The organism is Microbacterium sp. NPDC057407, assembly GCF_042803895.1.
Lineage (GTDB): Bacteria > Actinomycetota > Actinomycetes > Actinomycetales > Microbacteriaceae > Microbacterium.
This window is the reverse complement of sequence record NZ_JBHVCA010000002.1, coordinates 88,300-112,650: the sequence shown is the minus strand read 5'-3', so window position 1 is coordinate 112,650 and position 24,351 is coordinate 88,300. Positions and strand designations below refer to the sequence as shown.

Genomic DNA, 24,351 nt, shown 5'->3' with positions numbered 1-24,351 from the left:
AGCAGGCCTCGCGCTACGGGGTGCCCTGCTGCCCCAGCTCGCCGTAGATGGAGAAGATCGGCAGGTAGAGCGAGATCACCATGCCGCCGATGATGATGCCGATGCCGACAATGAGGATCGGCTCGATCGACGCGGTGAGCTGGTCGGTCGCCGTCTCGACCTCGTTCTCGTAGAAGTCGGCGATGCTCGCCAGCATGTCGGCGAGAGTTCCCGACTCCTCTCCGACGGCGGTCATCTGGGCGACCATCGGCGGGAACACCGCCGCCTTCGCCAGCGGAGCCGAGAACGATCGGCCCTGTTTGACCGACTCCTGGATCTCGCGGACCGCCTGCTCGATCTTCCAGTTGTTCGACGCGGTGCCGACGATCGAGAGGGCCTGCACGAGCGGCACTCCGGCGTTCAGCATCATCGAGAGGCTGCGGGTGAATCGCGCGACGGCGATCTTCGTCGCGAGCGGACCGAAGATCGGAAGCTTGAGCTTGATCGGGTCGACGACCTTGCGCACCCTCTCCTCGCGCCGGTTGCGCACCCACCAGAGCCACCCGATGATGCCGATCACGACCATGACCGGGAGGATCCAGACCATGTTGTTCGACAGGGTCACGAGGATCTGGGTGGGGACGGGCAGCTCCGAGCCCAGGTTCTTGAACATGCCCTCGAAGATCGGCACGACGAACGTGACCATCGCCACGACCCCGAGGATGGCGATGACGAAGACGATGATCGGGTAGGTGGTCGCCGACTTGATCTTGCCCTGCAGCTCGGCCTCGCCCTGATACGTCTCCGCCACCGTCGCGAGCGACTGGCCGAGGAAACCGCCGGCCTCTCCCACGCGCATCATGCTGATCATGAGAGGCGGGAAGACGTCCGGGTAGTTCGCGAGTGCCTGCGAGAACGACAGACCGGACTCGACCGCGGCGTGTACGCCGACGAGCGCGCTCTGCAGCTTCTTGTCCTCGGCCTGCTCGATCAGGATCGACAGCGTCCGCATCAGCGGCAGACCGGCGTTGATGAGCCCCGCCATCTGCTTCGCGAACACGGCGAGCGTGCCGACCTTGACCCGCTTCTCGAATCCGGGGATCGAGACATCCCGATTCAGTCCCGTCTTCGACGTCAGGCTGACCTCGAGAGGCGTCAGGCCCTGCGCGCGGAGCTTCGCCGTGACAGCGTGCTCGCTGGCCGCCTCGAGCGTGCCCTTGACGACCGCGCCGCCCGCGGAATCGACCGCTCGGTACGTGTACTCCTCGACGAGCGCCATCAGTAGCCCCATCCCGCGGGCTGGCGTTCGGACGAATGCTGCGACCACGCCTCGGCGTCGAGGTCTCTCGGGCGCACGCGGGCATCATCGAGCGAGGACGGATCCATCGCGTAAGACCTGGCCACGGACATCGCGATGCTGCCCTCCTCGACGTGACGACGCAGATCCTGGTCGAGCGTGTGCATGCCGAGGCTGCCGCCCGCTTGCAGCATGGAGTAGATCTGGCTCACCTGCCCCTCGCGGATCAGGTTCGCGATGGCGGGCGTGTTGATGAGCACCTCGGTCGCGATCACCCGGCCGTCGCTCTGCGCCATCGGCAGCAGCGTCTGGCTGATGATCCCCTGCAGGGTGTCGCCCAGCTGCGTGCGCACCTGGGTCTGCTGGTCGGGCGGGAAGGCGTCGACGATGCGGTTGATCGACTTCGCGGCGCTCTGCGTGTGCAGGGTCGACAGCACGAGGTGTCCGGTTTCGGCGGCCGACAGGGCCGTGGAGATGGATGCCGGGTCGCGGAGCTCGCCGATGAGAATGACGTCCGGGTCCTGACGCAGCACGCGCCGCAGGGCCTCCGCGAAGGACGCCGTGTCGCTGCCGATCTCGCGCTGGTGGATGAGCGACTTGCGGCTCGTGTGCTGGAACTCGACCGGGTCCTCGACCGTCACGATGTGCGCGGGCAGGGTGCGGTTGACGATGTCGATCATCGCGCTCAGCGTCGTCGACTTGCCCGATCCGGTGGGGCCTGTCACGAGCACCAGGCCGCGCGGCTTGAGCACGAGATCCTTGGCGACCGCCGGAACGCCCAGCTGTTCGAGGCTGAACGCCTTGTCGGGGATGAACCGCATGGCCACGGCGACATCGCCCAGCTGACGGAACACGTTCACGCGGAATCGCGCCACGTCCGGCACCGAGTACGAGAGGTCGACCTCGCCGTGCTTTCGGAACTCGGCGATCTGATCGGAGGTCATGAGCGAGCCGATCGCCTGCTCGAGCCAGTTGCTGCCGGTCGGCTCGGTGAAGCCGACGATCTGCTCCAGGTCGCCGTCCACGCGCATGAGCGGCGGGTGGTTGGCTGTCAGGTGCACATCGGATGCCCCGGCCCGGCCCGCGACGGCGAGCATCTCGGCGAGTGAACCATCGTGGTACATGTCAGTCTCCCGTTCGGAGGAAGGCGAGTGCGGTGACCCTGAGGACACCGTCCTCGAGGGTGCCGTCGATGGGCGCGATGAGACGCGGGCCGCGGCCCAGCTCGTCCATGAAGGCCGCGGCGGCCGCGGCATCCGGAACGGCGATCTCGATCGTCACCGGGATCTGCTTCTGGGGCGAGTCCTCGGCGGCAGGGGCGTCGTCGGCCGGGGCTTCGGTCGCGGTGTCTTGCGCTGCCGCGTCCGTGGCGTCGGCGGTGGCTTCCTCGCCTGTCGCGGCCTCGTCCGTCGCCTCGCCGTCGGTGGGCGCGGTGTCGTCGCCGTCGTCGGAGTCGAGTCCAGAGCGAGGTGTCCATACTTCGAGGTCGGCCGCCTCGATGCTCTGGATCGTCCCCTCGACGGTGCCTGCCGCGGCGACGACGATCTCGACGACGTCATCCAGTCGCGGAAGCCCGGGAATCTCCTCCTCGAGAGAGGCGAGGTCGGCGTCGATCTCGTCGATGCGCTCGTTCTCGGCGCTGAGCTGGGCGACTTGGATCTCATAGATCTCGTTCGTCTGCTCCACCGTGCGAGTGCTCGCGTCCGTGGCCTGTGCGTTGCTGTACAGCGGAAGACCCGCGAGCGTCACGCCCGCGACCAGCACCGCGATGACCACCACGGCGCCGAGCAGGTTGATCATCTGCTTCGGGATGTTCATTCGTCTTCCTCCTGCGCGAAGTCACCGGTATAGACGGTCTGGTCGAACGCGATCCGCAGCTCGTACACGTACGCGGCCTCTTCGAGGGTGACGCTCAACGGGTCGGCGTCGATGACGCCGGCCAGCGGGCGCACGGCGCGCGAGAGCGCGACGATGTCCTGGGGCGACTGGCTGGTGATCTCGACGATGCCGGCGGCTCCGATCTCCTCCTCGGGCACGTCGCCCTGCGGGATCCCGGCCGGCGCCAGGCTGAAGCCGCTGACGACGACGCCCTCGGGGAGCACCCCGGCCACGGAGGTCAGGAGGCCGCTCCACGCGAGATCGGTCGCCATGGCGTTCTGACGGAACTCGGTCAGCTCCGACTGCAGCTCGACCTTGGCCCGTACGTCCGAGAGACCGTCGAGCTGCGACAGGAGGGACTGCGTGCGGGCGTTCTCGCCCAGCAGGCGCGCCGCCGCCGTGACGTTCAGCCACATGCCCCCCGCGATGACCGCGATCACCACGGAAAGCGCGACGACGAGCGCGAGCACCCACCGCCGGAGGAGTTTCGACCGCGCGCGGCGCTCGGTCTCGGCCCGCGGCATCAGGTTGACACGGGGCGCCACGCCGAGGATCAGGGCGGGGGCGACAGTGGTCATCATCGGGCGTCTCCCAGCGCGAGGCCGACGGTCGTCAGCAGGTTCAAGCCGACGTCTCCGGCCGGTACGCCCTTCTTGCTCGAGATCACCTCGGCCGCCCCGGCGTACGAGACCGGAATCGGCAGGCTCTCTGCGAGAGCCTCGGCGACGCCGGGTGCGGCAGCGCCCGCTCCGGAGAGGAGCACGCGGGTGACCGGCTCGTCGCCTGAGCGCCCCGCATAGAACGCGAGCGTGCTGTGCAGCCGCCCGACGAGGTCGGTGAGCGCGGACTCCGACATCCCGGTCGGGCGCGCCGCGCGACCCCCCGAGCGAAGCCGCCGCACCGGCGACTCCGACGAGGGCGGAACGGTCTCGAGCACCTCTTCGGCGACGGGGACGGGCTGCTCGCCGCCCTCGATCGCGGCCAGCTCCCGCTCGCGCACCGCCTCGGTCACGATCTCGATCGGAAGGATGCGGACGAAGCGGGGAATGCCGTCGCGCAGCACCACGACGTAGCTGGTGTGATCTCCGAGGTGCAGAGCGGCGATCGACTCCCCCGGTGCGGCGAGGCGGCTGGCCGCGCGGGTCAGACCGAACGGCGCCAGATCGACGACGTCGACCGTCAGCTTCGCCTTCGCGATCGTGGCGATGAGCTGCTCGACGGTCTCGGCGACGGCGGCCACCAGGAGGCCCGTGATCTGGTCGCCCTGCTGCGAGGCGGGGTAGAAATCGAGCACGGCCTGATCCGCCGGAACCGGCAGCAGATCCTGCACCTGGAACGGCAGCGCCTGACGCAGCAGATCGGGTCGCAGCGCCTGCGTGGTGTACTCGCGGACCAGGATGCGTCGGCTGCCGATTCCCAGAACCACACGCCGGCTGCGGAACCCGGCGCGCGACCAGAGCTGCCGTAGGGCCAGGACGACCGCGTCGGCATCGAAGATCTCGGAATCCTTCGCGGCGCCGGGCGGGAGCGGCACGGCGCCCCACGCGACGAGCGAGGGCGAGCGCCCCACCGTGACCTCGGCGGCGCGCACCCCCTCCTCGGTGATCTCGAGGCCGATCGTTGTCTGTGCCATGACCTCTCCCCTTCGTGTCCGGCGGTCGCTCAGGCGATCGCGAAAAGTCCCATGTACCAGTCGGCCAGTGCCTGACCGGCGAAGATGCCCACCCACGCGCCCGCGAGCATCCACGGCCCGAACGGGATCGCCGACTTCCGGCCCGCGCGCCGCGCCAGGATCAGCGCGATGCCGAAAACGCCGCCGAGCAGGAAGGCGGCGAATGCCCCCACGATGAGCGCGCCCCAGCCGAGCCAGCCGAGGTAGATTCCCACGACACCGGCGAGTTTGACGTCGCCGCCTCCCATTCCGCCGGGCTTGATGGCGCGGAGAACGAAGTAGAAGGCGTAGAGCACGGCCCCGCCGACCGCCGCCGTGAGGAGCGACGACCACCGACCGCCGACCGCTGCAGCGAGCACGAAGAGGATGCCGGCGACCGCGTAGCTCGGAAGGACGATGGCGTTCGGCAGCCGGTGGGTGTCGAGATCGATCAGCGTCAGCGCCACCGTGATGGCGGCGAAGTAGAGGTAGGCGACCAGCACGATCGCATCGGCGCCGGATGCCGGGACGGCAGCCTGCAGCGCACTCCACGTCACCAGCACGAAGAAGGCGCCCGTCGCCAGCTCGACCAGCGGGTAGCGAGCCGAGATGCGCTCGCCGCAGTCGGCGCAGCCGCCGCGCAGCAGGAGCCAGGACGCCACCGGCACGTTGTGCCAGGGGCGCACGGGCGCGCCGCACTGAGGGCACCGGCTCTCCCGCGTGAGGGGCACGCCCGCGGGGACGCGATAGACGACGACGTTGAGGAAGGAGCCGATCACGAGCCCGAAGAGGCCCGCGAAGGCGAGGATCACGACGGTGGCAGCGGGACTGAGCATCATGGGATCCTCTGCGGCGCGATGTCGCGCTGGGAGACGAGGCTGCCCAGCGTCCCGGTCGACGACCCGCTGCTCGAGCTCGACATGCCGGGAACGCCGATGGGATCCGCGGTGAACTCCAGGCCGCCGCCGTACGACCAGCCGCCCCCGTAGAACGCGCCGTTCCACTTGTCCGAGATGCCCGAGGCACCGCCCGCCACCTTGATCTCGCAGGGCGTGTACGCCATCGCGGTGATGCTCGTCGCCGTGACGGTGCCGTTGATGAGAGTCGGACCGTAGCCTCGAGGGCAGGTCGGCTGGTGGTCGGTCGGCGTGAGGTCGTCCGTGATGAACCAGACCTTCGGCTTCGTCGCCAGGCCCGTCGCGCCCCGCATCTGCATGGAGCCGAGATCGAACTGCTTGGCCAGGAAGACGAAGTTCGTCTTGAGGGCGATGTTCGGCAGTGAGCCGTTCTGCGAGCTGAGGATCGTGCAGGCCCGCGCGTCGATGACCGTGGGGGTCGTGTAGGCGGGGAGCGAGGTCGTCCACCCGGTTCCCGGCGACGAGTTGAAGTAGTTGCATGTGCCCGGGCCGCTTCCCGAGTTGACGAGAGTCACCACGTTGTAGCCGGGAAAGTCGGCGGCCGCGTACTTGTACTCGAACCACGGCGGCAGCGTGGGCGGTGTGGGACCCGCGACGGTGGCGGGTCGCACCACGCCACCGGTGATGACGCCGCTCTGCGCGTCGTACGTCTTCGACGAAGGCATCGTGAGCGTCCCCCCGATCCGGACGTTCCCGAGCTTGACGTTGCCGCTCGTCGTCACCGACCCGCCGACCTGCTTGCCTTCCCAGCCGAACGTGAGTGCACCGTTGGCGTGCAGGTTCTTGACCACGGTGCCGCGGACGGTCCCCGACCCGGTTCCGGACGTCGAGAGGTTCCCTTCGATCGTGTCGCTGCCGCAGCACATGTCCACGACGCCGCCCGACGTGACGTCGCCCTTGATGGTGCAGCCGCCGTTCGCGTCGATGTCGCCACCGACGGTGATGTTGCCGGGAATCAGGGCCTGACACACGAACTTCGCCTGCGGAACGACGATCTTCAGCAGCCGGCCGGGCGCGGAGGTCCGCACCTCGTAGGTGAAGGTCACGTCGTTCGTTCCGAAGAACACCATGTCGCCGTCGCTGCTGGGCGTCTCGGTGTAGCGGTAGACCGCCTGCGTCGTCGTCATGCCGTCGCTGGCCTCGCCCGTCGCCGTGACGGTCGCGAGGCCCCCGGCGCACACGACCCGGTAGCTGTAGGTGGGAGACGATGCGCGGGTGGAGTCCACGCGCACATTGCGCTGCACTCCCCCGCACGTGACGCCGCTTCGGCGCATCGCGCCGACCGCATCGGCCAGACCGGCGTCGGCGGCTGCCCGGGACTGCGCGGTGCTGCGGCTGTCGACGAGGGTCATCGTGGTGTTCGTGACGATGGCGGCGAGGGCCATCCCGCCGATGCTCAGCACGAGCATGATGACGAGGACCGAGACGAGGGCCGAGCCGCCGTCGTCGATGGGGCGCAGTCGGCGCTGAAGTTTCACCAGCATGCGGTTGTACTCGTTCCGTCGGTGATGGCCTGCGCGGTGACTCCGTTCGAGAGGGGGACCACGGTGTCGCCCAGGGAGATGTCGAGGCCGATGGACAGGGTCTGCCCGGTGCGGGAGAACGCGTCGGTGAGACCGTCACCGTTCGCGTCCACGCGGGTGAATCGGGGTGAGCCGTCGGCGTTGCTGCCGTCGCGTCGCGACAGAGACGGGATGGCGCCACTCCCGGTGGAGGTGTCGCCGCGCACGAGGCGCGTCCACGAGGTAGTGCTGGCGATGGAGATCGCAGAGGCCGACTCGCGGTACCGAACATCGCCGCCCGTGGTCACCACCCAAGCTCGGCACTCGAAGGCGCCGCCGGGCAGTGACACCTTCGCGATGAGCGCCCGGTTCCCACCTGTGATGGTGAACGCGCTGGAGTTGCGGATCGACGTCAGGATCGAGTCGCTGACCACGCCCGCGCGGCCGGTGGCACTGTCGCGGTCGGTCGCCTGGGCCTGCGCCTGGATCCCGCCGATGAACAACGAAGCCAGCAGCCCGAGGAACAGTGCCGAGACCGCCGCGTAGACGATGAGCTCGACGAGCGAGAGGCCGGAGTCGTCGCGGTTCATGACGCCGAAACCAGGATGCGCGTGGGGAGCCGGACCAGTGTCTGCCCCGGTCGGGCGGGGTCGTCGACCGTGACGGTGACGAGGACGACGCCAGGGTAGCTGGCTGGGCAGGTGCCGACCGTGATGTCGGCGAGCAGGCCGGTGCCGGCGGGGTCGGGAACGTCGGTCGCTGCGCGGCTTCGCAAGGTGGCGCAGCTCGTCGGTGTCGCCGGGTCGTTCGGGAAGGCGGACTTGATCGGCGCGAGCTGTGCGTTGGCGAAGGTGTTCGCCCCGACGAGGTCGCTGTTCGCGACACTCACGCGCGTGGCGCCCACCATCAGGGGCAGCACCGCGAGCGCCAGGACCATGAGGAGGAACATCGCGATGATGACCTCGACCAGGCTGAAACCCTCGGTGTCGTTCGACATTCCCCCACCTCCCTCATGCGGGTTTTGGCCAGGGCGACTCTCTGGGGAAGGGTCGCCCTGGCCGTAAGAGGAGCAGTCCATTGCGCTGGGGACGCGGAGCTGCCGCTCTCCCTGGATTCGGGTTGGGTCCGGGCCGGCCTTCCCAGGCGAAGGCCGGCCGGAGCTTGGGTGCTTACGGGCAGCCAGGGCCAGCGGTCGACGCAACGTCCGCGCCGCCCGAGACCTGAATGCAGAAGTCGTCGATGCTCGTGCCCGCACCGATCGGTGCGATGGTGTAGTCGTCGCCCGCGAGCTTGTCGAAGTCGACGTCCGCGAGGGCGGTGTCCTGCGCCAGCTCGGAGGCGGCCTGGCTGGCCGCGTTGCCGGCGACGGCGTCCTGCGCGGTCTGCTCGGCCTGCGCCTGCAGTCCGAGGAAGACCGGGATCGCGACCGCGGCGAGGATGCCGAGGATCACGACGACGACGATGAGTTCGATGAGTGAGAAGCCGGCCTCGCCGTGCTCCTCGCGACGGGCCTTCTCAGCCTCGAGGTAGTTCTTGATGAAGGTACGCATGGTACGACCGCTTTCTGATCGGATGACAATACTGAAGACATCCCTGATCGGACCGCGTTTTCGCCCAGTCAGCCAGCCGGCTCAGGTGTTCCCACTCTCGGAGTTGCGCTCGGCGCTCTCCGTTCCCCGCTGATCACATTAGAGTCATCTCATCCGGGGTCAAATCCATTTTTGCCCAGGATTCGGCAAGCAGTTTCCTGAGGTTTTCCTGAGGGTGATCGGCGTTATGGGCGCCGCCGACCCCGCCGCTCAGCCGTCGAGAACCTCGAGCCTGACCACCACCGGACCGCCCTCGACCAGGGCTTCGGCATCCCGCACCGCACGCTTCAGGGGCAGCACGTACGAGCCGCTCGCCGAGTCGGGAAAGATGGACGTCGACCACTCCGAGCCACCGACCCGGGCGCGGACCCGCGCCGAGCCGAATCCGCGGTAGGGCCGCGGAATCTCGCGGATTTCCGCGCTCAAATCGGGCGGAACGGCGACGAAGAACCACGCCGAATCATCGCGCGCCTCCCACCGGAAGACGTCGCCCTCGAACTCCACGATCACCCTGCTCGACCCCTCTCGCCGGCCTCTCGACCCGGGCGTTCTTCACCCCGAGAACGGGACCCCGCCGTGGCGGTCGATGAGGCGCTGCAGGCAGTTCGACCACCCCTCGATATGGCTCTCTCGTTCCTCAAGAGAGAGGAATCCGGAGTGGCGAATCGACACCCTTGTGGAGGAATCGGCGGCCTCCGCAAGGGTGATCTCAGCGTCGGTGGAGTGGTCTTCGCCCTCCCACCGCCACTCCAGACGCAGTTTTCGGGGGGCTTCGATGGCCAGAATGCGCCCGAGAACGGCGAGTTCGGCGACGCGGGAGACGATCTGCCACCGGCCGCCGACCCCTCCCTCGATTACCGCGTGGGTCTCGAATCGGGGAGGCCAGATCCACTCCGACAGTCGCGACGCGTCGGTGAAGTCGGCCCGCACGGTGTCGACGGATGCCGCCACCAGCCCGCTCTCGGTCATCTCGAACATGCGGGCCACGGTATCGCAGGCTCCCGACGTCGTGATCCGAGAAGGTCACCCTCGCGCGCGGCGGCTCGGGCCGAGGCATCCGGTTCACCCATTCCGGGTGACGCCGCGTCCCGCAGAGCGGCAGAACCATGGACACGCCACAGGTCGCACCCTCGCCGCGACCTCACTTCGGAAGGACACGTCTCTCATGTCTGACACGCAGCGAACCGGATGGGTCGGCTGGGCCGTCTTCGCCGGAATCGTCCTCATCATCACGGGCGCGTGGGACGCGCTCAAGGGGTTCAGCGCACTGCTGCGCCCTGTGGATCAGTGGGCCATCTCGGCGGATGCCGGCACGATTCTCTTCGATGTCGAGGTGTGGGGCTGGTGGCACCTCATCGTGGGTCTGCTGCTGGTGCTCGTCGGCATCTTCGTGCTCCGCGGAGCCACGTGGGCCCGAGTCATCGCCATCATCCTCGTCGCGCTCAACGCGATCGCGCAGCTCGGCCTGCTGAGCGTGCAGCCCTGGTGGTCGGTGATCGCCCTGGCCCTCGACGTGGTCGTCATCTACGCGCTGACCGTGCACGGCAAGGAGCTGCAGGAGGCCTGATCGCCGCTCGCACGCCGGAGGGCGCCGTACCGAACCAGACGGTACGGCGCCCTTCGCTTTTCGTCCTGAGCCTTGAAACCGCTCCCACCGTTTGGTTACAGTCCAGTAAGCAAGCGGCAGCCGCCGCGCGACATCCCTCGACGATGAGAGGACCATCGCATGACCACGCCCATCCCCCGCCGCTCGAGAAGAGCGCTCGTCGCCGCCTTCGCCACGGCGGCCGTCGTCGCCGGTACTCTGATGGCCGCGCCGGCCTCGGCCGCACCGCCGCGGACCGTCGACCCCTTCGACCCCGACTTCGGGCCGAACGTCACCGTCTACGGACCCGACACCCCGCTCGACACGATCCGCGACGACCTCGACACGCTGCACGCGCAGCAGGTCGACGCCGAGATGAGCAGCGTGCGTCGGGCCGTGTACTTCCTGCCCGGCGAGTACGGTTCCGCCGCCGACCCGCTGCAGGTGAAGGTTGGCTACTACACCGAGATCGCGGGTCTCGGGGCATCGCCCGAAGACGTGACCGTCCACGGCGGCGTCGAGGTGTACAACCGCTGCCTCGAGAACAACGGAACGGGGAACTGCCTGGCCCTCGTGAACTTCTGGCGCACGCTGTCGAATCTGTCGATCGACGTCGACAAGACAGGCCAGGACGGATGCCGCGCCAGCGCCAACTTCTGGGCGGTGTCGCAGGCGGTGTCGATGCGCCGCCTCGACATCTCGGGCAACCAGCTGTCGCTCATGGACTACTGCACCGCCGGACCCCAGTACGCCAGCGGCGGATTCATCGCCGACTCGCGCCTGCCCAACGTCATCAACGGCTCGCAGCAGCAGTGGCTGATCCGCAACAGCGAGGTCGCGGGCTGGTCGAACGGCGTGTGGAACCAGGTCTTCTCGGGCGTCGTCGGCGCGCCCGACGACGCCGGATTCCCCAACCCGCCGTACACCACGGTCGATGAGACGCCGGTCAGCCGCGAGAAGCCTTACCTCTACGTCGACGACTCGGGGCGCTACAACGTCCGCGTGCCGGCGGTGCAGCGCGACTCGAGCGGCATCACGTGGGGCGGCGGCGAGACGGCCGGCCGCAGCATCCCGATCACGGACTTCTTCATCGCGCAACCGGGCGACTCGGTGAAGGACATCAACAACGCGCTTGCCCGCGGCCAGCACCTGATCCTCACTCCCGGCGTGTACGACATCGACCGGACCATCGAGGTCAAGCGCGCCGACACGGTCGTGCTCGGTCTGGGACATGCGACGCTCACCGCTGTCGGCGGGGCGATCCCGCTCGAGGTGAAGGACGCCGCGGGCATCGTGATCGCGGGCGTGACGATCGACGCGGGGACCGAACTCTCCCCCGTGCTGCTGCGGGTGGGCAAGGCGAAGGGCGGCAAGCCGCTGGGCACTGCGAACCCGATCACGCTGAGCGACGTGTACTTCCGCGTCGGAGGCCCGCACATCGGAAAGACGACGACCGCGCTCGAGGTCAACTCCGACAACGTCCTCATCGACCACACGTGGGTGTGGCGGGCCGACCACGGCATCGAGGGCTTCACGAACGGCGTGAACGGCGACACCGACCGATGGAACACGAACACCGGAACGAACGGCGCCATCATCAACGGCGACAACGTGACGGCGACGGGGCTGTTCGTCGAGCACTTCCAGAAGTACAACACCCTCTGGAACGGCGAGAACGGCCGCGTCATCCTGTACCAGAACGAGTTGCCGTACGACCCGCCGACGCAGGCCGACTGGACGCAGCCCGACGACACGCTCGGGTACCCGGGCTATGTCGTGGACCGCAAGGTCAAGGCGCACCGCCTGGACGGCGCGGGGGTGTACGTGTTCAACCAGAACAACCCCTCGATCGTCACGGCGAACGGCTTCTCCGTGCCTGAGACGCCAGGCGTGCGGCTCCACCACATCATGACGGTGAACCTCAGCGCCGGCACGATCCAGCACGTCGTGAACGGCGTCGGCGGTCAGGCCGACAACACCAACACCGGGACGCCGCAGTACCTCGTGGACTACCCGGCGCCCTAGGGGCCGAAAGCGCGGATGCCCCGGACCACGCGTGCACGCGGGTCCGGGGCATCCGTCATGAGCAGACTCTCACCACAGGGGGTGGATGGCCTCGCGCAGGCGGCGGTCGTAGACCTCGCGGACGACCGCGTCGAACGCCGCGACGTCGAAGCCGCCGTCGAGCAGATCCCCCGCTGCCGCGTTTCCTTCGGCCTGGCGGACATTGCGCGCACCGGGGATGACGCTCGTCACGCCACGCTGCGACGCGATCCAGGCGAGCGTGGCAGCCGGCAGCGAGACGCCGTCGGGCAGAGCGGCGGCCAACTCGGATGCCGCGGCCAGCCCCACTTCGTAATCCACTCCCGAGAACGTCTCGCCGCGGTCGAACGCCTCGCCGTGACGGTTGTAGCTGCGGTGGTCGTCAGCGGCGAAGGTGGTCGACTCGCTGTACTTGCCCGACAGCAGGCCCGACGCCAGGGGCACGCGGGCGAAGATGGCGACACCGGCCTCGGCGGCAGCCGGCAGCACCTCGTCGAGCGGCTTCAGGCGGAACGGGTTGAAGATGATCTGCACGTTGGTCACGTTGGGCCGGGAGATGGCCGACAGCGCCTGCGCCGTCGTTTCCACTGACACTCCGTAGGCGGCGATGGCGCCAGCCGCGACGAGGGCGTCGAGCGCGTCGTAGGTGGCGTCGTCGTCGATCACCTCCGACGGCGGGCAGTGCAGCTGCACGAGGTCGAGCGTGTCGACGCCGAGGTTGGCGCGGGACCTGTCGGTCCAGGCGCGGAAGTTCTCTGGCGTGTAGTTCTCGGGCTCCTGCGGCACGCGGCGCCCCATCTTGGTGGCGACGGTGATCTCGTGCCCGGGGCGAGCCGCGAGGAAGCGGCCGATGATCGACTCGCTGCGCCCGTCGCCGTAGACGTCCGCCGTGTCGAAGAGCGTGACGCCCGCGTCGGCGGAGGCGGCGAGGACCGCTTCGGCGTCGGCCTCGCTGACGTCACCCCAGTCGGCACCGAGCTGCCAGGTTCCCAGGCCGATCGCGGACACCGAACGAGAGGTGCGGCCGAGAGCGCGCTGCTGCATCGTGTTTCCTTTCCTGCGGCTGCCGTCGTCGGCGGCCGGGATCCAGCATGACACGACCGGGGGCGGGTCGCTCGGCGAGCAGAAACCCCTTGCGCCGTGCGGCAGACGTGCTACGGCGCGATGGTGACCGGCGTGCCGTACGGGAGGGCGGCGAGCGCGGCGAGCGAATCCGGCCCGAGCCGGATGCAGCCGTTCGAGATCGGGCCGGACCGCTCGTCGTGGTAGTGGAACGCGGTGACCGCGACCGATGCTCCCCCGAACCCGTCGAGCGTCGGCGACTGCACCGACAGGTAGACGATCGGATGTCCGCGGGTGTACCAGTACTCGGGCACGACCCGGGTCGTCATGATGAACGCCCGGCCGAGGGGCGTCGGGGTCGCCTCCGCACCCCATGCGAAGTCGTCGGCGATGCGCGTCGTCGCACCGCCGCGGACGATGTCGACGGTTCGCTGGCCGATACTCACCCTCACCGCCGCCTCCGACGAGGTGAACTCGAGGTCCTGCACGCGCATCCACCCCGTCACCTGCGACGGGTCGCCCTGCGAGGGCGTCGCCTGACGCCCCACGAGCAGCACCTTCACCCAGTCGGCCTGCCGCTCGATCACGGGGACGGTGGTCCCGTCGAATTCGAGGTCGCGCGGGAGGAACGCCACCGGTTCGGCGCGAGGGTCGGCCCACACCGGCGCTGACGTCAGGGGCCGGACGGATTCGGGCGTGACCGACCCGTACGGCGTGTCATCGACCGGGAGCGCGGGGATGACCGAGAACACGCTGATCTCGGGCAGCCCGCGGAGGTCGTACGTCGCCGTGTCGGCCGGGTACCCGGTCGGCGTCGGCGTCGGTTGTGGGGTGGGCGTCGGATCGGGCTGGGGCGTCGCCGTCGGCGAGGCGCCGACCAGCACAGACGCCGACGTCGGGGCGGCAGCGGGGCGCAGCATCCACGCCCCCACGGCGGTGAGCACGAGAAGAGCCAGGACACCGACAAGAAGGCGGCGGCCCCGACGCGATGGAGCCCGCGAGTGCCCGTCCTCACCGCTCGCCGCACCGGGCGCGACCTTCCCCATCGCTCCATGGTCGGCAGGTTCTCCGCGTCCCGCAACGGGTGGTGTCATTCGCGCCGCGCCGGCGCTCGACGTCGGGCGATCGCGGCGCTGGATGCAGCGTCCACGACGACGCAGACCGCAGCCGCGATGACGTAGATCACAAGGTCGCGCGCGTCGAAGACCGTGCCGAGGATCAGCATCGCGGGAGCGAACGCGCTGCCCACGTCCTCGGGGATGCCCGTGAGCTGGAAGAGCTCCACCGCGACGCACCAGGCGGCGGCGATCGAGCCGGTGACGAGCGGGGTGAGTCGGGGGGCCAGGATCACGACGGCGAGATACGCGGCGACGGCGTACAGCGCGTCCCCGGCGATATCGGTGCCCGTCGTGTCGGGAAGCAGCTGGTGCACCGCAAGTCCGCCGACGATGGTCGCCGCCAGGCATCCGGCGGCGACGAGACGGCGCAGGGCAGGGCGGGAGAACGGATGCCGCACCCCGGCCCCGCTCACGGGATGACTCCCGCGGCCCGGGCCGGTCCCTCGTATGCCGCTGCGAGACTGGCGACGGTGTCGTGCGCGTTGAGTCCGCTCGGGTTCGGCACCACCCAGAGCTCGGCGCCGGCCACATCTTCGGGCTGTCGGCCGCTCGCGGCCTTCGGCCTCGCGAACCCCTGTCGGTAGGCGGTGAGGCCGACCACCGCCACGACGCGAGGACGCCACCGCGCGACGTCAGCGGCGAGCCGCTCCGCGCCTGCGGTCAGCTCGGCGCGGCTCAGCTCGTCCGCGCGAGCTGTCGCCCGGTGCACGAGGCTCGAGATCCCGATGCCCGCGTCATGGATCATGCGGACGTCGGCCGGCAGCATCCCTCGCTCGGTGATGGCCGGCACGCGAGGGATGACGCCCGCCGCGACCAGAGCCGGATAGAACCGGTTGCCCGGGTGGGCGAAGGGCACTCCGGTGGCCGCCGTCCACAATCCCGGGTTGATGCCCACGAAGACGAGCCGCGGATGCTCGGGCATGAACTCCGGAATCGCGCGGTCACGGTATGCCTCCAGCTCGGCGCGCGTGAAACCCATGCTCACAGTCTGCGGGAAGCGTCGCGGCTCACGTCCGCCGTCGCGCATACCGGTGCTCGGGGCGTCCCGTCCCGTAGCGCAGCCGGACGTCGACGATGTCGCGCGCGGCAAGGGCGGCGAGGTGCCGCTGTGCGGTGGCCCGGGAGATGCCCGCGCGTTCGCCGACCTCTGCGGCCGACGCCTCACCGTCTCCGATCGCGGCGAGCACCAGCTGCTCGGTCACCGACCGCGAACCGGATACAGCCTCCGCTCCGCCGTGGAGGATCGCCGATGCGCGATCGACGTCCTCCTGCACCAGCCTGGCGTCGCCGCCCAGCAGGTTCCGGTACCGCGCGTACCGGTCGAGGCGGTCCGACAACGCACGCCGGTCGAACGGCTTGATGAAGTAGCCGAGCGCACCCGCGTGCAGGGCGCGACGGATCGTCGGTGCGTCGTCGGCGGCCGACAGCACGAACGCGTCGACGTCCACGGATCGCACGAACTCGATGCCGTCCCCGTCGGGAAGGTACGCGTCCACCAGGAGGAGATGCGGCCGATGGTTCGCGAGGGCTGCGCGTGCCGCGCCCACGGAACCGGCGGTGTCGACCACTTCGAATCCCGGCCGGTCATTCACCAGGTCGCGGTGCAGCCCGGCGACGCGGAAATCGTCGTCGACCACCAGGACGCGGATGGCAGAGCTCATGGACGATCGTCTCCTTCATCGACGCCGCTGACGGGGCAGGCCATGACCCCGGGGAGCCTCGCGCCGAACACGGCTCCACTGCCCGGCCCACCGCCCGGACTCACGACCCAGACGTCGCCGCCACGCCGCCGGGCCAGTTCACGGGACAGGGGCAGACCCACACCGAGGCCGTGGATCCGATCGGCGTCGTCGCCGCCGGACGGCGCGGGTTGGAAGACATCCGTGCCGAGCGGGATGCCCGGCCCACTGTCGGAGACCGTCATCACCAACTCGTCGCCAGCGCTCAGAAGGGCGATCTCCACTGCACGGGGCGCCTCGCCACGGACGGCCGCCGACACCGCGTTGTCGAGCAGATTGCCGAGCACGGCGACCACGTCTTCGACCTCGGCGAGGGTGCCGTGCAGGAAGGTGTCCTCGGCGACGCTCACGGAGACCCCGCGCTCGCCGGCCTCGAGAGCCTTCGCCCCGAGCACGGACTGCAAGAAGGGATCGCCGATGAGGCCGAGCCGCTCGACGGGGTAAGCGACCGGTCCTCGACCGAGCTGCTCGGCGAGGAACTCGCGCGCGTCGGCGACCCGATCCGCGTCGAGCAGCCCGAGGGCGACGTGCAGCCGGTTCGCGAACTCATGCCGCTGCACCCTCATCGCGCCGGTCATCGCGCGCACCGATTCCAGCCGCTCGGCGAGCGCGACGAGGTCGGTTCGATCGCGCACGATGAGGACCTCGCCAAGTGTCCGTCCGTCCCGTGCCACGGGATGCGCGTCGAGATAGAGGACCCGATCGCCGACCACCGCTCCGCCGCGCGCGGAGCCATCGCGGGCGCTTCGCAGCACATCGGCGGGCACACCGGCCTCGGCGAGGCTGCGTCCGAGAGGGTGCGCGAGCGACAGCATCCGCGCCGCCGCATCATTGCACACGCGCACCCGGCCCTCGGTGTCGAGCGCGATCACGCCGTCACCGACTCCGTCGAGCACGGCCGCCTGGTTCTGCACGAGCGACACCAGTTCTTCGGGTTGGAGACCCAGCGTGAGCTTCTCCCACCGGCGCCGCAGCAGCAGCGTCGCAGCGGCGCCGATCGCGAGGGCTGCCGCGGCGGCCACCGCGATCCCGGTGAGCAGGGCGGGCAGATCGTCGAAGACGCTGGCGGGCTCGAAACCGACACTCACCTCGCCGATCGGCTCCGTCGCGGCCGTACCGGGCGGGTAGACGGGAACCTTCGCGCGCGCGGACTCCCCCAGCGTCCCGCGCTCCCAATCCACGACTTCGCGACCGGCGAGCACCTCCTCGAAAGGGGTGCTCACCTGCTCGCCGAGCCGGTCGGGATTGGGGTGTGCGAGCCGGATGCCGTGGTCATCGGCGATCACGACGAACAGCGCGTCCGTGCGCGAGCTGACGCCCGAGGCGATGGCCTGCAATGCGCCTTCGCGGAGTCGCGCTCCATCGGGCGTGCCGGGGTCGGCCGAGTAGGTGGCCACGAGCCGGCGCACATCCGGGTCTTCAGCCACGGTCCGGGCGATGTTGAGAGCGGATGCCTCGGCCTCCGCCCTCAGCTGCTGGATGCCGATCGCCACGAAGACCGCCGTGCACACGACCACGACGGCCACCACGGTCGCCAGCTGCAGCAGCAGCACCCGGGTCGCGAAACGCATGCACGCCTCTCTCATCGTCGACGCCCACCCGCGGTGAGCAGAATGCGCTCAACCCACGCTACGCGCTCAAGTGGAACCAATGCGACGAAGCGCGCGATCGGTGGACAACTCCTCCTACAGTCGCTGGAACTCCCGCCACGGCGGCGGAGAAGACGAAGGAGTCGACATGATTCAGACGCTGGGCAGGGTCGTCGCGGAGGCGGAGGAAGGCTACGCGACAGCGTTCATCCCTTCCGACGGGGTTCTCGTCATCCTCGGCTTCGGGATGGTGCTCACTTTCATGGCGCTCATCATGATGCGCCGGCTGACACCGATGGTCGCGCTCATCCTCGTGCCCACCGTCTTCGGGCTGTTCGCCGGCGCGGGCCTGGGGCTCGGCGACATGATCATGGACGCGGTCCGCGACATGGCGCCGACCGTCGGCCTGCTGATGTTCGCGATCATGTTCTTCGGCATCATGATCGACGTCGGCCTCTTCGATCCGCTCATCCGCGCCATCACGCGCGTGCTCGGCGACGATCCCGCGAAGGTGGTGCTGGGCACCGCCCTCCTGGCAGGGGCGGTCTCGCTGGACGGCGACGGGTCCACGACCTTCATCATCACCACGTCGGCGATGCTGCCGCTCTACCTGCGACTCGGGATGAGCCCGGTCGTGCTGACCTGCGTCGCCGGCCTGATGAACGGCACGCTGAACATCGTGCCGTGGGGCGGGCCGACGGTGCGGGCGGCGACGGCCCTCGGGCTTCAGCCGAACGACGTCTTCGTGCCCATGCTCCCCTCGCTCGCCGCGGGCCTCGTCGTCGCACTGACGTTCGCGTGGTTCCTCGGTCTCGCCGAGCGCCGGCGCATCGGATCGATCGACCTCGACCGGAGCAGTGCGGGCGGAGACGGCATCCTGGGTGCCCCCCGACTCGTGCGCGGCGCCGAGACCAAGCCCGGAGCGCGGGCGTCGCTTCGGACCGGAAACCTGGTCACCGTCCGTGGCGGACGCGGCGCCGTTGCGGCCGCGAGCCTCGTCGACGCGACCGACACGGCCATGGCCGACACGATGCTCGACCCGTATCGCCCGACGCTGCGCCCGAAGCTCATCTGGTTCAACCTCGCGCTGACCGCCGCGGTGATGGTGCTCCTCGTGCTCGACCTGTTCCCGCTCCCCTATGTGTTCATGGTGGGCGCCGCCATCGCGCTCGTCGTCAACTTCCCGAAGCTGAAGAGCCAGGCCGACGAGATCGTCGCCCACGCACCCAGCATCGTCGGGGTCGTCTCGATGGTGCTCGCCGCGGCCGTGCTGGTGGGCGTCCTCAACGGGACCGGGATGGTGACCGCCATGGCCGACTGGGTCACGACGGTGATCCCGAGCTCACTCGGCCCCTACCTGGCGGTGATCACCGGAGTGCTGTCGATCCCGTTCACCTTCTTCATGTCCAACGACGCGTTCTACTTCGGCATCCTTCCGATCCTGTCGGAGACGGCCGCGACGTACGGCATCGCGCCCGTCGAGATGGCCCGCGCCTCGATCACGGGGCAACCGGTTCACCTGCAGAGCCCGCTGGTGCCCGCCATCCTGCTCCTCGTCTCCCTGGCGAGCGTGAACCTCGGCGATCACCACAAGAAGGTGCTGTGGCGCGCGACCGTCGTGTCGCTGACGATGCTGCTCGTCGGGGTGCTGGTCGGCTCCATACCCTTCGCCGCCTGACTGCGGGCATGCGAAAGGCCCGGGATCTCGTCGGAGGTTCCGGGCCTCTGCGGTTTGTGGTCTGCGTGAACTCGCGTGCGGTTCAGCTCGCTGTACCGGCGCGCATCCTCCTCGCCATCTCGAGCATCTCGGCTGTCGGCTGGCCGATCGCGAAGATGTTGCCCTCGCTGTCACTGAACCACGCACTGCGCTCGCCGCCGATCTCCGCGATCCCGTCGACGGTTTTGAGGCCGGGCATGTCGTAGTCGTGGAAGACGACCCCGCGCGTGCGAAGCGCCGTCGTGTCACGATCGATGTCGTCGGTCACCAGATTGAACGCGGTGTTCTGGGCCGTACCGGCGAACTGGGTCCGGTAGACCAGGACCATGGTGCCGCCGACATCGAAGAACAGCATGCCGCCGTCGTTGTCGGCGTAGACCGGGTCGCGCCCGAGGACGTCGTGCCACCAGGCCTTCGCTCGATCGATGTCCGCCGCCGGAAGGACAGCCGTCGCCATCAGATTCTCCAACATGATGATTCCAGTCCGGAGGCGTTGTCATCCCCGCGCCGGCCCAGCTCAGCGCATCGGCGATTCGGGCGCGCGAACGTGGCCCCCGCCCGGATTGTAGACCCGCGTCCGGGGCCTCGGTAGAGGTGCGCAACGTCGCCGCGCGCGCGACTGTACGCTGTTCTACTTGCCTCTTGCGAGGGAGAGGAGCGTGCGATGGGCCGAGACAGTGCGATCTGGCAGCTCGCGGTGGCATCAGCCGCCGAGATGGCTGGCGAGCGGTTCGTCGCCCTTGCCGTTGACGGCGCCGTCAATGCGCTCGTCGTGGGTTTGGACGGGCCAGCGCTGCGTGAGTTGGCCGGCATGTCGCGATCGGCGCGCAGTGAGGATGTGCGTGACCTCCTCCAGAAAGCACTCACCGACGCGGGAGTCGCTCACCTCAGCGCCGACGAAGCGGACCTCATCAACCTGCGGGCGCGGGCGACGCACGCCCTGCTCGGCTGGATCTCGGTCCGCGAGCTGGCGAGTTGGGCTTACGCGGCCATCGGCTACGAGGGCATCGCCGCCGCGCGCAACATCGTCGCGCTCGACGATGAGCTCGATATGGTCGAGAGCGGAGTGGCCAAACCCTTCAACCCCAGACCGATCATCGAAACGTTCCTCGCCGACTCCCGGCACCTCATCGATCGCTTCGCCGCCACCGCTATTCCGGCTACCGAGCTTGCAGATGGGTCCGAAACGCCGGAATGGATCCCGGCCGACCCGCGTGTGCCCCCGGTGTCTGACTGGCCAGCGGAGGGCATTGTCGGACGGATCGGCAAGGGGCCCGCACAGGGAGAGTACGTCCTCGTCGATCCAGTGTGGGAGCAGCAGGCAGGCCGCGGACCGATAGTCGGCTACACCCTCGAACTCCCTCGCCGACAGCTCTTCGACGCGGACGGCAATCATGTTCTCGACGACGGCGCCTACGACGACATCCGTCCGCAGGGCGAGGGCGGATTCGTCGACCTTCTCACCACCTCCCTGGATGTTGAATGGTCGGTCGACGTCGCCGTCGTCAATCAGGAGTGGTCGAATCGGCGGTAACCCCAGGAGGAACCGGTCGATGGACGCGCATCACAACTGCGTGACGATCCGCCCCACCATGATGTGCGACTGAATCCGACCCGCGAGTATGTGGCATTCCACGCCAGGAAGGAGCGCTAGGTGACAGTCCCACAAGATCGAGCGCAGTGGGTGCACCCGCATCTTCACCCTCATAGCGTCGGTGTCCTGCGCGGCTGGGTCATCGCGCTCGCAATCGTCGTGACGGTCGGAGCGTTGATTCTTGGTTTCGCACTGGCCCACCTCCTGTTCTCGAACAAGCCAGCGCCGGTCGTGGTGACCTCTCCCCGCGACTGCCGTGTCAGCACGCACACGCAAGGCACGAAGGTCTATCTCGCCGCGGACGCGACAGCTCTGATGGAAGGTGATCTGAGGAGCGCGGCCACACTGGTGCCCTCTGGATGGGAAGTGGAAGCGATCGGCGTCGTCCGATCGCTGCCGGCGCTTTCCACACTCGATGACAGGGAGTTCGAACGCATCGTCCATGGTGCGCAACAGAACCCGATGAAGTTCGGCGAGACCGACACAACGGGCGTCATCGTGAGCATTGTCAATACGGGCGGCGAAAGGAGCGGTCGACTGCTCGGCCTACGACTGACCTGGGTGTTTGGGGAGCCGGCTGCCGTGCAGGACCTGCCACTCGGGATCGACTTTGCCTCAAACACCTGCACGGTGACGAGAGCGAGATGAGTCGCACGAACACGGACCCTCGATCGTCAGCCGCAGTAATTCAGGAGGTCAGCAGTCCGGGTCTGAAGCCTTGCGAACGCCAAGGGATCCGCAGAGGCTGCCGGGGAGCCCGCTGACGGAGGCGCAGCCATGTCCTCGAGCGCATCTGCGAAAAGCCGTGCCCGACCAAAGGACGCATTCGCCCGCACCTCTTCCGAGAGCGCGGCCGTCCCGCTCACGGACGAGGAGTGAGAACCCGACTTCTGCGAACGGCGTGCCCCCGCTACGCAATGCGCGAGTCCGACGGAACTCAGCTCGTCTCCGCACCAGTCAATATGCGTCGTAGTGTCGGCGCACCCACGGCCAAACGAAGAGATCGCCACCAGTGACTACCCCACGCCTGGTGACCATCCGGAGACGCGTCAGCGATTGAACGCCTCGCCCACCAACCTCACGCAGGTCGCCAGCTGCCACGGCATCGATGACGGCAGCCAACCAGTCGAGAGGGTCATCGACCGCCCACACTTCGAGCCAAGTGCGACCGATCGTGAGATTGAGTTCGCCGGGCTCGTCGCCAAACACCCTCACGGCAGCAGCGCCCGGGGTAGTCGGGATGAGCTCAGTGACCCAGATAAGGGAATCCGCCTCGTACTCGAACGAGATAGCGACCCGGTCGGACTTGCCCGCGAGATTCAAGGCTCCCCGCACTGCCTGCTCGATCTGCAGGTCCCATTCGGTAGGCGCAGGTGTCACCTTCGTCAGGCTAGAGCAGATCCGCGATCGAGCGCGCAGAGGGGCCCTCATCAGACCGTGTTATGCATGCCTGGCCCCGGCCTTCCTGGGGCGTGGCACGCTGGAGGCATGAAGCGGCCCCCACTCCGCGCGCGGCTACTCACGGCGCTCGCGGGCGATCCGGACGGCACACCCCGGTGGGTGCGCGAGCTCGCCGAGGGCGACGACGACGGGTACTTCCCCGACGGAGGCGCGGTGTGGACGGTCCACGCGGGTACGGCGACCTTTGTCGCCGGCATCCGTGCCCTGCTCATCCAAGCTCTCCACCCCGGCGCGATGGCCGGCGTGCACGACTTCTCGCGCTACCGGGAGGATCCCATCGGCCGCCTCACGGGGACCGTGCGCTGGATCATCTGCGTGACCTACGGCTCGACGGCGCAGGCCCAGCAGGAGACGGCGCGCGTCGGCCGGCTGCACGAGCGCGTCGCGGGAACCTACGCGACGGATGCCGGGGTCCACGCCTATTCGGCGTCTGATGCCCGTCTCGTGGAATGGGTGCACCTTGCCTTCACCGAAGCTTTCCTCGGCGCGCACGAGCGTTGGGGCGGTCCGATTCCCGGAGGCGCGGACGCATACGTGCGGGAGTGGGCGATCGCCGGGCGACTCATGCGTGTCGAGAACCCGCCCGAGACCGAGGCAGATCTGCGCGAGAGGCTGCAGGGGTTCCTCGACGGCGGAGAGCTCCGCCGCGACGAGCGCGTGGACGAGGTCGTGCGATTCTTGCGTGACGTGCCCTTCACCGGGTCGATGCGTCTCGCCTATCGCGTCCTGTTCGCCGCCGCTGTCGCGAGCCTGCCTCGGCCGTACCGACAGCTGCTGGGTGTGCGTCGCACGGTGCTGCCCGTTGTGACGGCCACGCGCCTCGTGCTTGCGGCGTCGCAGCGCGCGCTCGGCTCGGGCCCGCGCGCACAGGACTTCGCACGAGAGCGGCACCGCCGCCTCATGCGGCAACAAGCCGGGTCCATACCGCGGGCGGAGCTTCGCCGCTCCGACCGTTGAATCGCCCCGCCGCCTAACGAGGAGTATGCCGAGCGAGTTCACAGCGGGAGGGGCCTCCGTTCGACAGCGGTCATATGCCGTCTGGGGCGCCGGATTCTGGGGTCGATCGAAAGGAGGGTTCGGCGTGGCTCTCCGCGCAACGGTGGCGGGCAGCACAAGTGGACAACCGCACGCATGCTCAGGATCCGACTGTCGACAGCGATCCTTGAGAATTCCGGATTCAGGCTAGGGTTGGGCTCGCTCGGACCGCGCCTTGCGTCCGGTGATGCGGGAGATCGATTCGTTGGACGTTGCCGCGCTGACTCCATTCGCTATCGGAGCTCTGATTGGATTCCTCATCGCGATGCCGTTGATCATGCGCGCTCACCGCGGGCGGCTTCGGTTATGGTCGGCGATCACGGCGAACGGGTCGGCGGATTCTGCGGCGGTCGGTCTCCTCAGCGAGGGAACCTTCTCGGATCGGGGACTATTCACGCAGATGCGGTTTCCCACCGCTGGGCCTCTGTCGTGGGTGGGCGTCGTCGTTCGCGACGGCCGGGTCGAGATCTGGGAACTGCGTCGCCACCCCGGCGGCCGGCCGCTCGGTACGCTCGGGACGCCGACGCGGATCACAACTCTCTCCAGCGGGAACGGCCTAGATGCGGATCACCGGATCGATGCCGAACGCGCCTTC

At 68.8% G+C, this 24,351-nt stretch carries 26 protein-coding genes; 6 read left to right on the top strand and 20 right to left on the bottom strand.

Features of this window, described 5'->3' with window-relative positions; translation table 11 throughout:
- Nucleotides 1-13: 13 nt before the first annotated feature.
- The 12 genes from ACFUTX_RS05365 to ACFUTX_RS05310 form a co-directional block, all read right to left on the bottom strand.
- Nucleotides 14-1,258 carry a type II secretion system F family protein gene (locus ACFUTX_RS05365; RefSeq protein ID WP_378861208.1) on the bottom strand — a complete coding sequence of 415 codons (1,245 nt, stop codon included), beginning with the start codon at nucleotides 1,256-1,258 and terminating at the stop codon, nucleotides 14-16.
- Complete coding sequence (locus ACFUTX_RS05360) at nucleotides 1,258-2,400, bottom strand: type IV pilus twitching motility protein PilT (protein ID WP_378861206.1); 1,143 nt, start codon at nucleotides 2,398-2,400, stop codon at nucleotides 1,258-1,260. The genes ACFUTX_RS05365 and ACFUTX_RS05360 overlap by 1 nt, the downstream gene beginning before the upstream one ends.
- A gap of 1 nt (nucleotide 2,401) precedes the next feature.
- Nucleotides 2,402-3,094 (bottom strand): hypothetical protein, encoded by a 693-nt coding sequence (locus ACFUTX_RS05355; protein WP_378861204.1) that lies wholly within the window; start codon nucleotides 3,092-3,094, stop codon nucleotides 2,402-2,404.
- Entirely contained in the window at nucleotides 3,091-3,735 is a 645-nt protein-coding gene (locus tag ACFUTX_RS05350; protein ID WP_378861202.1) for a PilN domain-containing protein, read from the bottom strand. Before ACFUTX_RS05350 ends, ACFUTX_RS05355 begins: the two co-directional genes overlap by 4 nt.
- Entirely contained in the window at nucleotides 3,732-4,787 is a 1,056-nt protein-coding gene (pilM, locus tag ACFUTX_RS05345; protein ID WP_378861200.1) for a pilus assembly protein PilM, read from the bottom strand. The genes ACFUTX_RS05350 and pilM overlap by 4 nt, the downstream gene beginning before the upstream one ends.
- Before the next feature lie 29 nt (nucleotides 4,788-4,816).
- On the bottom strand, nucleotides 4,817-5,644 hold the full coding sequence (locus ACFUTX_RS05340; RefSeq protein ID WP_378861198.1) for a prepilin peptidase: 828 nt from the start codon (nucleotides 5,642-5,644) through the stop codon (nucleotides 4,817-4,819).
- Complete coding sequence (locus ACFUTX_RS05335) at nucleotides 5,641-7,206, bottom strand: hypothetical protein (protein WP_378861196.1); 1,566 nt, start codon at nucleotides 7,204-7,206, stop codon at nucleotides 5,641-5,643. Before ACFUTX_RS05335 ends, ACFUTX_RS05340 begins: the two co-directional genes overlap by 4 nt.
- Nucleotides 7,197-7,814, bottom strand: a complete 618-nt coding sequence (locus ACFUTX_RS05330; protein WP_378861194.1) for a hypothetical protein — start codon at nucleotides 7,812-7,814, stop codon at nucleotides 7,197-7,199. The genes ACFUTX_RS05335 and ACFUTX_RS05330 overlap by 10 nt, the downstream gene beginning before the upstream one ends.
- Nucleotides 7,811-8,221 carry a prepilin-type N-terminal cleavage/methylation domain-containing protein gene (locus ACFUTX_RS05325; protein ID WP_378861192.1) on the bottom strand — a complete coding sequence of 137 codons (411 nt, stop codon included), beginning with the start codon at nucleotides 8,219-8,221 and terminating at the stop codon, nucleotides 7,811-7,813. Before ACFUTX_RS05325 ends, ACFUTX_RS05330 begins: the two co-directional genes overlap by 4 nt.
- 172 nt (nucleotides 8,222-8,393) lie before the next feature.
- Nucleotides 8,394-8,774, bottom strand: a complete 381-nt coding sequence (locus ACFUTX_RS05320) for a type IV pilin protein (RefSeq protein ID WP_378861190.1) — start codon at nucleotides 8,772-8,774, stop codon at nucleotides 8,394-8,396.
- A gap of 249 nt (nucleotides 8,775-9,023) precedes the next feature.
- On the bottom strand, nucleotides 9,024-9,317 hold the full coding sequence (locus ACFUTX_RS05315) for a DUF1905 domain-containing protein (protein WP_378861188.1): 294 nt from the start codon (nucleotides 9,315-9,317) through the stop codon (nucleotides 9,024-9,026).
- 48 nt (nucleotides 9,318-9,365) lie between these two features.
- Entirely contained in the window at nucleotides 9,366-9,791 is a 426-nt protein-coding gene (locus tag ACFUTX_RS05310; protein ID WP_378861187.1) for an SRPBCC domain-containing protein, read from the bottom strand.
- A gap of 187 nt (nucleotides 9,792-9,978) precedes the next feature.
- On the opposite strand from ACFUTX_RS05310, the gene ACFUTX_RS05305 reads away from it, so the two are divergent.
- Together ACFUTX_RS05305 and ACFUTX_RS05300 are read left to right on the top strand one after the other, a co-directional pair.
- Entirely contained in the window at nucleotides 9,979-10,380 is a 402-nt protein-coding gene (locus ACFUTX_RS05305; protein ID WP_378861185.1) for a hypothetical protein, read from the top strand.
- 159 nt (nucleotides 10,381-10,539) lie between these two features.
- Nucleotides 10,540-12,423 (top strand): adenylyl cyclase, encoded by a 1,884-nt coding sequence (locus ACFUTX_RS05300; protein WP_378861183.1) that lies wholly within the window; start codon nucleotides 10,540-10,542, stop codon nucleotides 12,421-12,423.
- A 69-nt stretch (nucleotides 12,424-12,492) separates the two neighbouring features.
- Here ACFUTX_RS05300 and ACFUTX_RS05295 read toward each other — a convergent pair whose 3' ends face one another.
- The 6 genes from ACFUTX_RS05295 to ACFUTX_RS05270 form a co-directional block, all read right to left on the bottom strand.
- Nucleotides 12,493-13,485: an aldo/keto reductase gene (locus ACFUTX_RS05295; RefSeq protein ID WP_378861181.1), complete on the bottom strand. Its 993-nt coding sequence runs from the start codon at nucleotides 13,483-13,485 to the stop codon at nucleotides 12,493-12,495.
- Nucleotides 13,486-13,595: 110 nt separating this feature from the next.
- Nucleotides 13,596-14,549, bottom strand: coding sequence for a L,D-transpeptidase (locus ACFUTX_RS05290; RefSeq protein WP_378861179.1), 954 nt, complete (start codon nucleotides 14,547-14,549; stop codon nucleotides 13,596-13,598).
- 44 nt (nucleotides 14,550-14,593) lie between these two features.
- A complete protein-coding gene (locus ACFUTX_RS05285) occupies nucleotides 14,594-15,034 on the bottom strand; it encodes a DUF2809 domain-containing protein (protein ID WP_378861177.1) in 441 nt (146 codons plus the stop codon).
- On the bottom strand, nucleotides 15,031-15,600 hold the full coding sequence (locus ACFUTX_RS05280) for a mismatch-specific DNA-glycosylase (RefSeq protein WP_378861175.1): 570 nt from the start codon (nucleotides 15,598-15,600) through the stop codon (nucleotides 15,031-15,033). Before ACFUTX_RS05280 ends, ACFUTX_RS05285 begins: the two co-directional genes overlap by 4 nt.
- Nucleotides 15,601-15,628: 28 nt before the next feature.
- Nucleotides 15,629-16,282, bottom strand: a complete 654-nt coding sequence (locus ACFUTX_RS05275; RefSeq protein ID WP_378861173.1) for a response regulator — start codon at nucleotides 16,280-16,282, stop codon at nucleotides 15,629-15,631.
- Nucleotides 16,279-17,931 carry an ATP-binding protein gene (locus ACFUTX_RS05270; protein ID WP_378861171.1) on the bottom strand — a complete coding sequence of 551 codons (1,653 nt, stop codon included), beginning with the start codon at nucleotides 17,929-17,931 and terminating at the stop codon, nucleotides 16,279-16,281. The genes ACFUTX_RS05275 and ACFUTX_RS05270 overlap by 4 nt, the downstream gene beginning before the upstream one ends.
- Before the next feature lie 166 nt (nucleotides 17,932-18,097).
- Here ACFUTX_RS05270 and ACFUTX_RS05265 point away from each other — a divergent pair, with 166 nt between their 5' ends.
- The gene (locus ACFUTX_RS05265) at nucleotides 18,098-19,627 is read left to right on the top strand and encodes a CitMHS family transporter (RefSeq protein ID WP_378861169.1); all 1,530 of its coding nucleotides are present in this window, start codon (nucleotides 18,098-18,100) and stop codon (nucleotides 19,625-19,627) included.
- Between the two features lie 82 nt (nucleotides 19,628-19,709).
- On the opposite strand, the gene ACFUTX_RS05260 is transcribed toward ACFUTX_RS05265, so the two are convergent.
- Entirely contained in the window at nucleotides 19,710-20,123 is a 414-nt protein-coding gene (locus ACFUTX_RS05260; RefSeq protein WP_378861167.1) for a VOC family protein, read from the bottom strand.
- A gap of 207 nt (nucleotides 20,124-20,330) precedes the next feature.
- On the opposite strand from ACFUTX_RS05260, the gene ACFUTX_RS05255 reads away from it, so the two are divergent.
- Both ACFUTX_RS05255 and ACFUTX_RS05250 read left to right on the top strand, forming a co-directional pair.
- Nucleotides 20,331-21,200: a hypothetical protein gene (locus tag ACFUTX_RS05255; protein ID WP_378861165.1), complete on the top strand. Its 870-nt coding sequence runs from the start codon at nucleotides 20,331-20,333 to the stop codon at nucleotides 21,198-21,200.
- Between the two features lie 120 nt (nucleotides 21,201-21,320).
- A complete protein-coding gene (locus tag ACFUTX_RS05250) occupies nucleotides 21,321-21,908 on the top strand; it encodes a hypothetical protein (RefSeq protein ID WP_378861163.1) in 588 nt (195 codons plus the stop codon).
- A 309-nt stretch (nucleotides 21,909-22,217) separates the two neighbouring features.
- Here ACFUTX_RS05250 and ACFUTX_RS05245 read toward each other — a convergent pair whose 3' ends face one another.
- A complete protein-coding gene (locus ACFUTX_RS05245; protein ID WP_378861161.1) occupies nucleotides 22,218-22,640 on the bottom strand; it encodes a hypothetical protein in 423 nt (140 codons plus the stop codon).
- Between the two features lie 108 nt (nucleotides 22,641-22,748).
- Here ACFUTX_RS05245 and ACFUTX_RS05240 point away from each other — a divergent pair, with 108 nt between their 5' ends.
- Nucleotides 22,749-23,678, top strand: coding sequence for an oxygenase MpaB family protein (locus tag ACFUTX_RS05240; RefSeq protein WP_378861159.1), 930 nt, complete (start codon nucleotides 22,749-22,751; stop codon nucleotides 23,676-23,678).
- Nucleotides 23,679-24,351 lie beyond the last annotated feature (673 nt).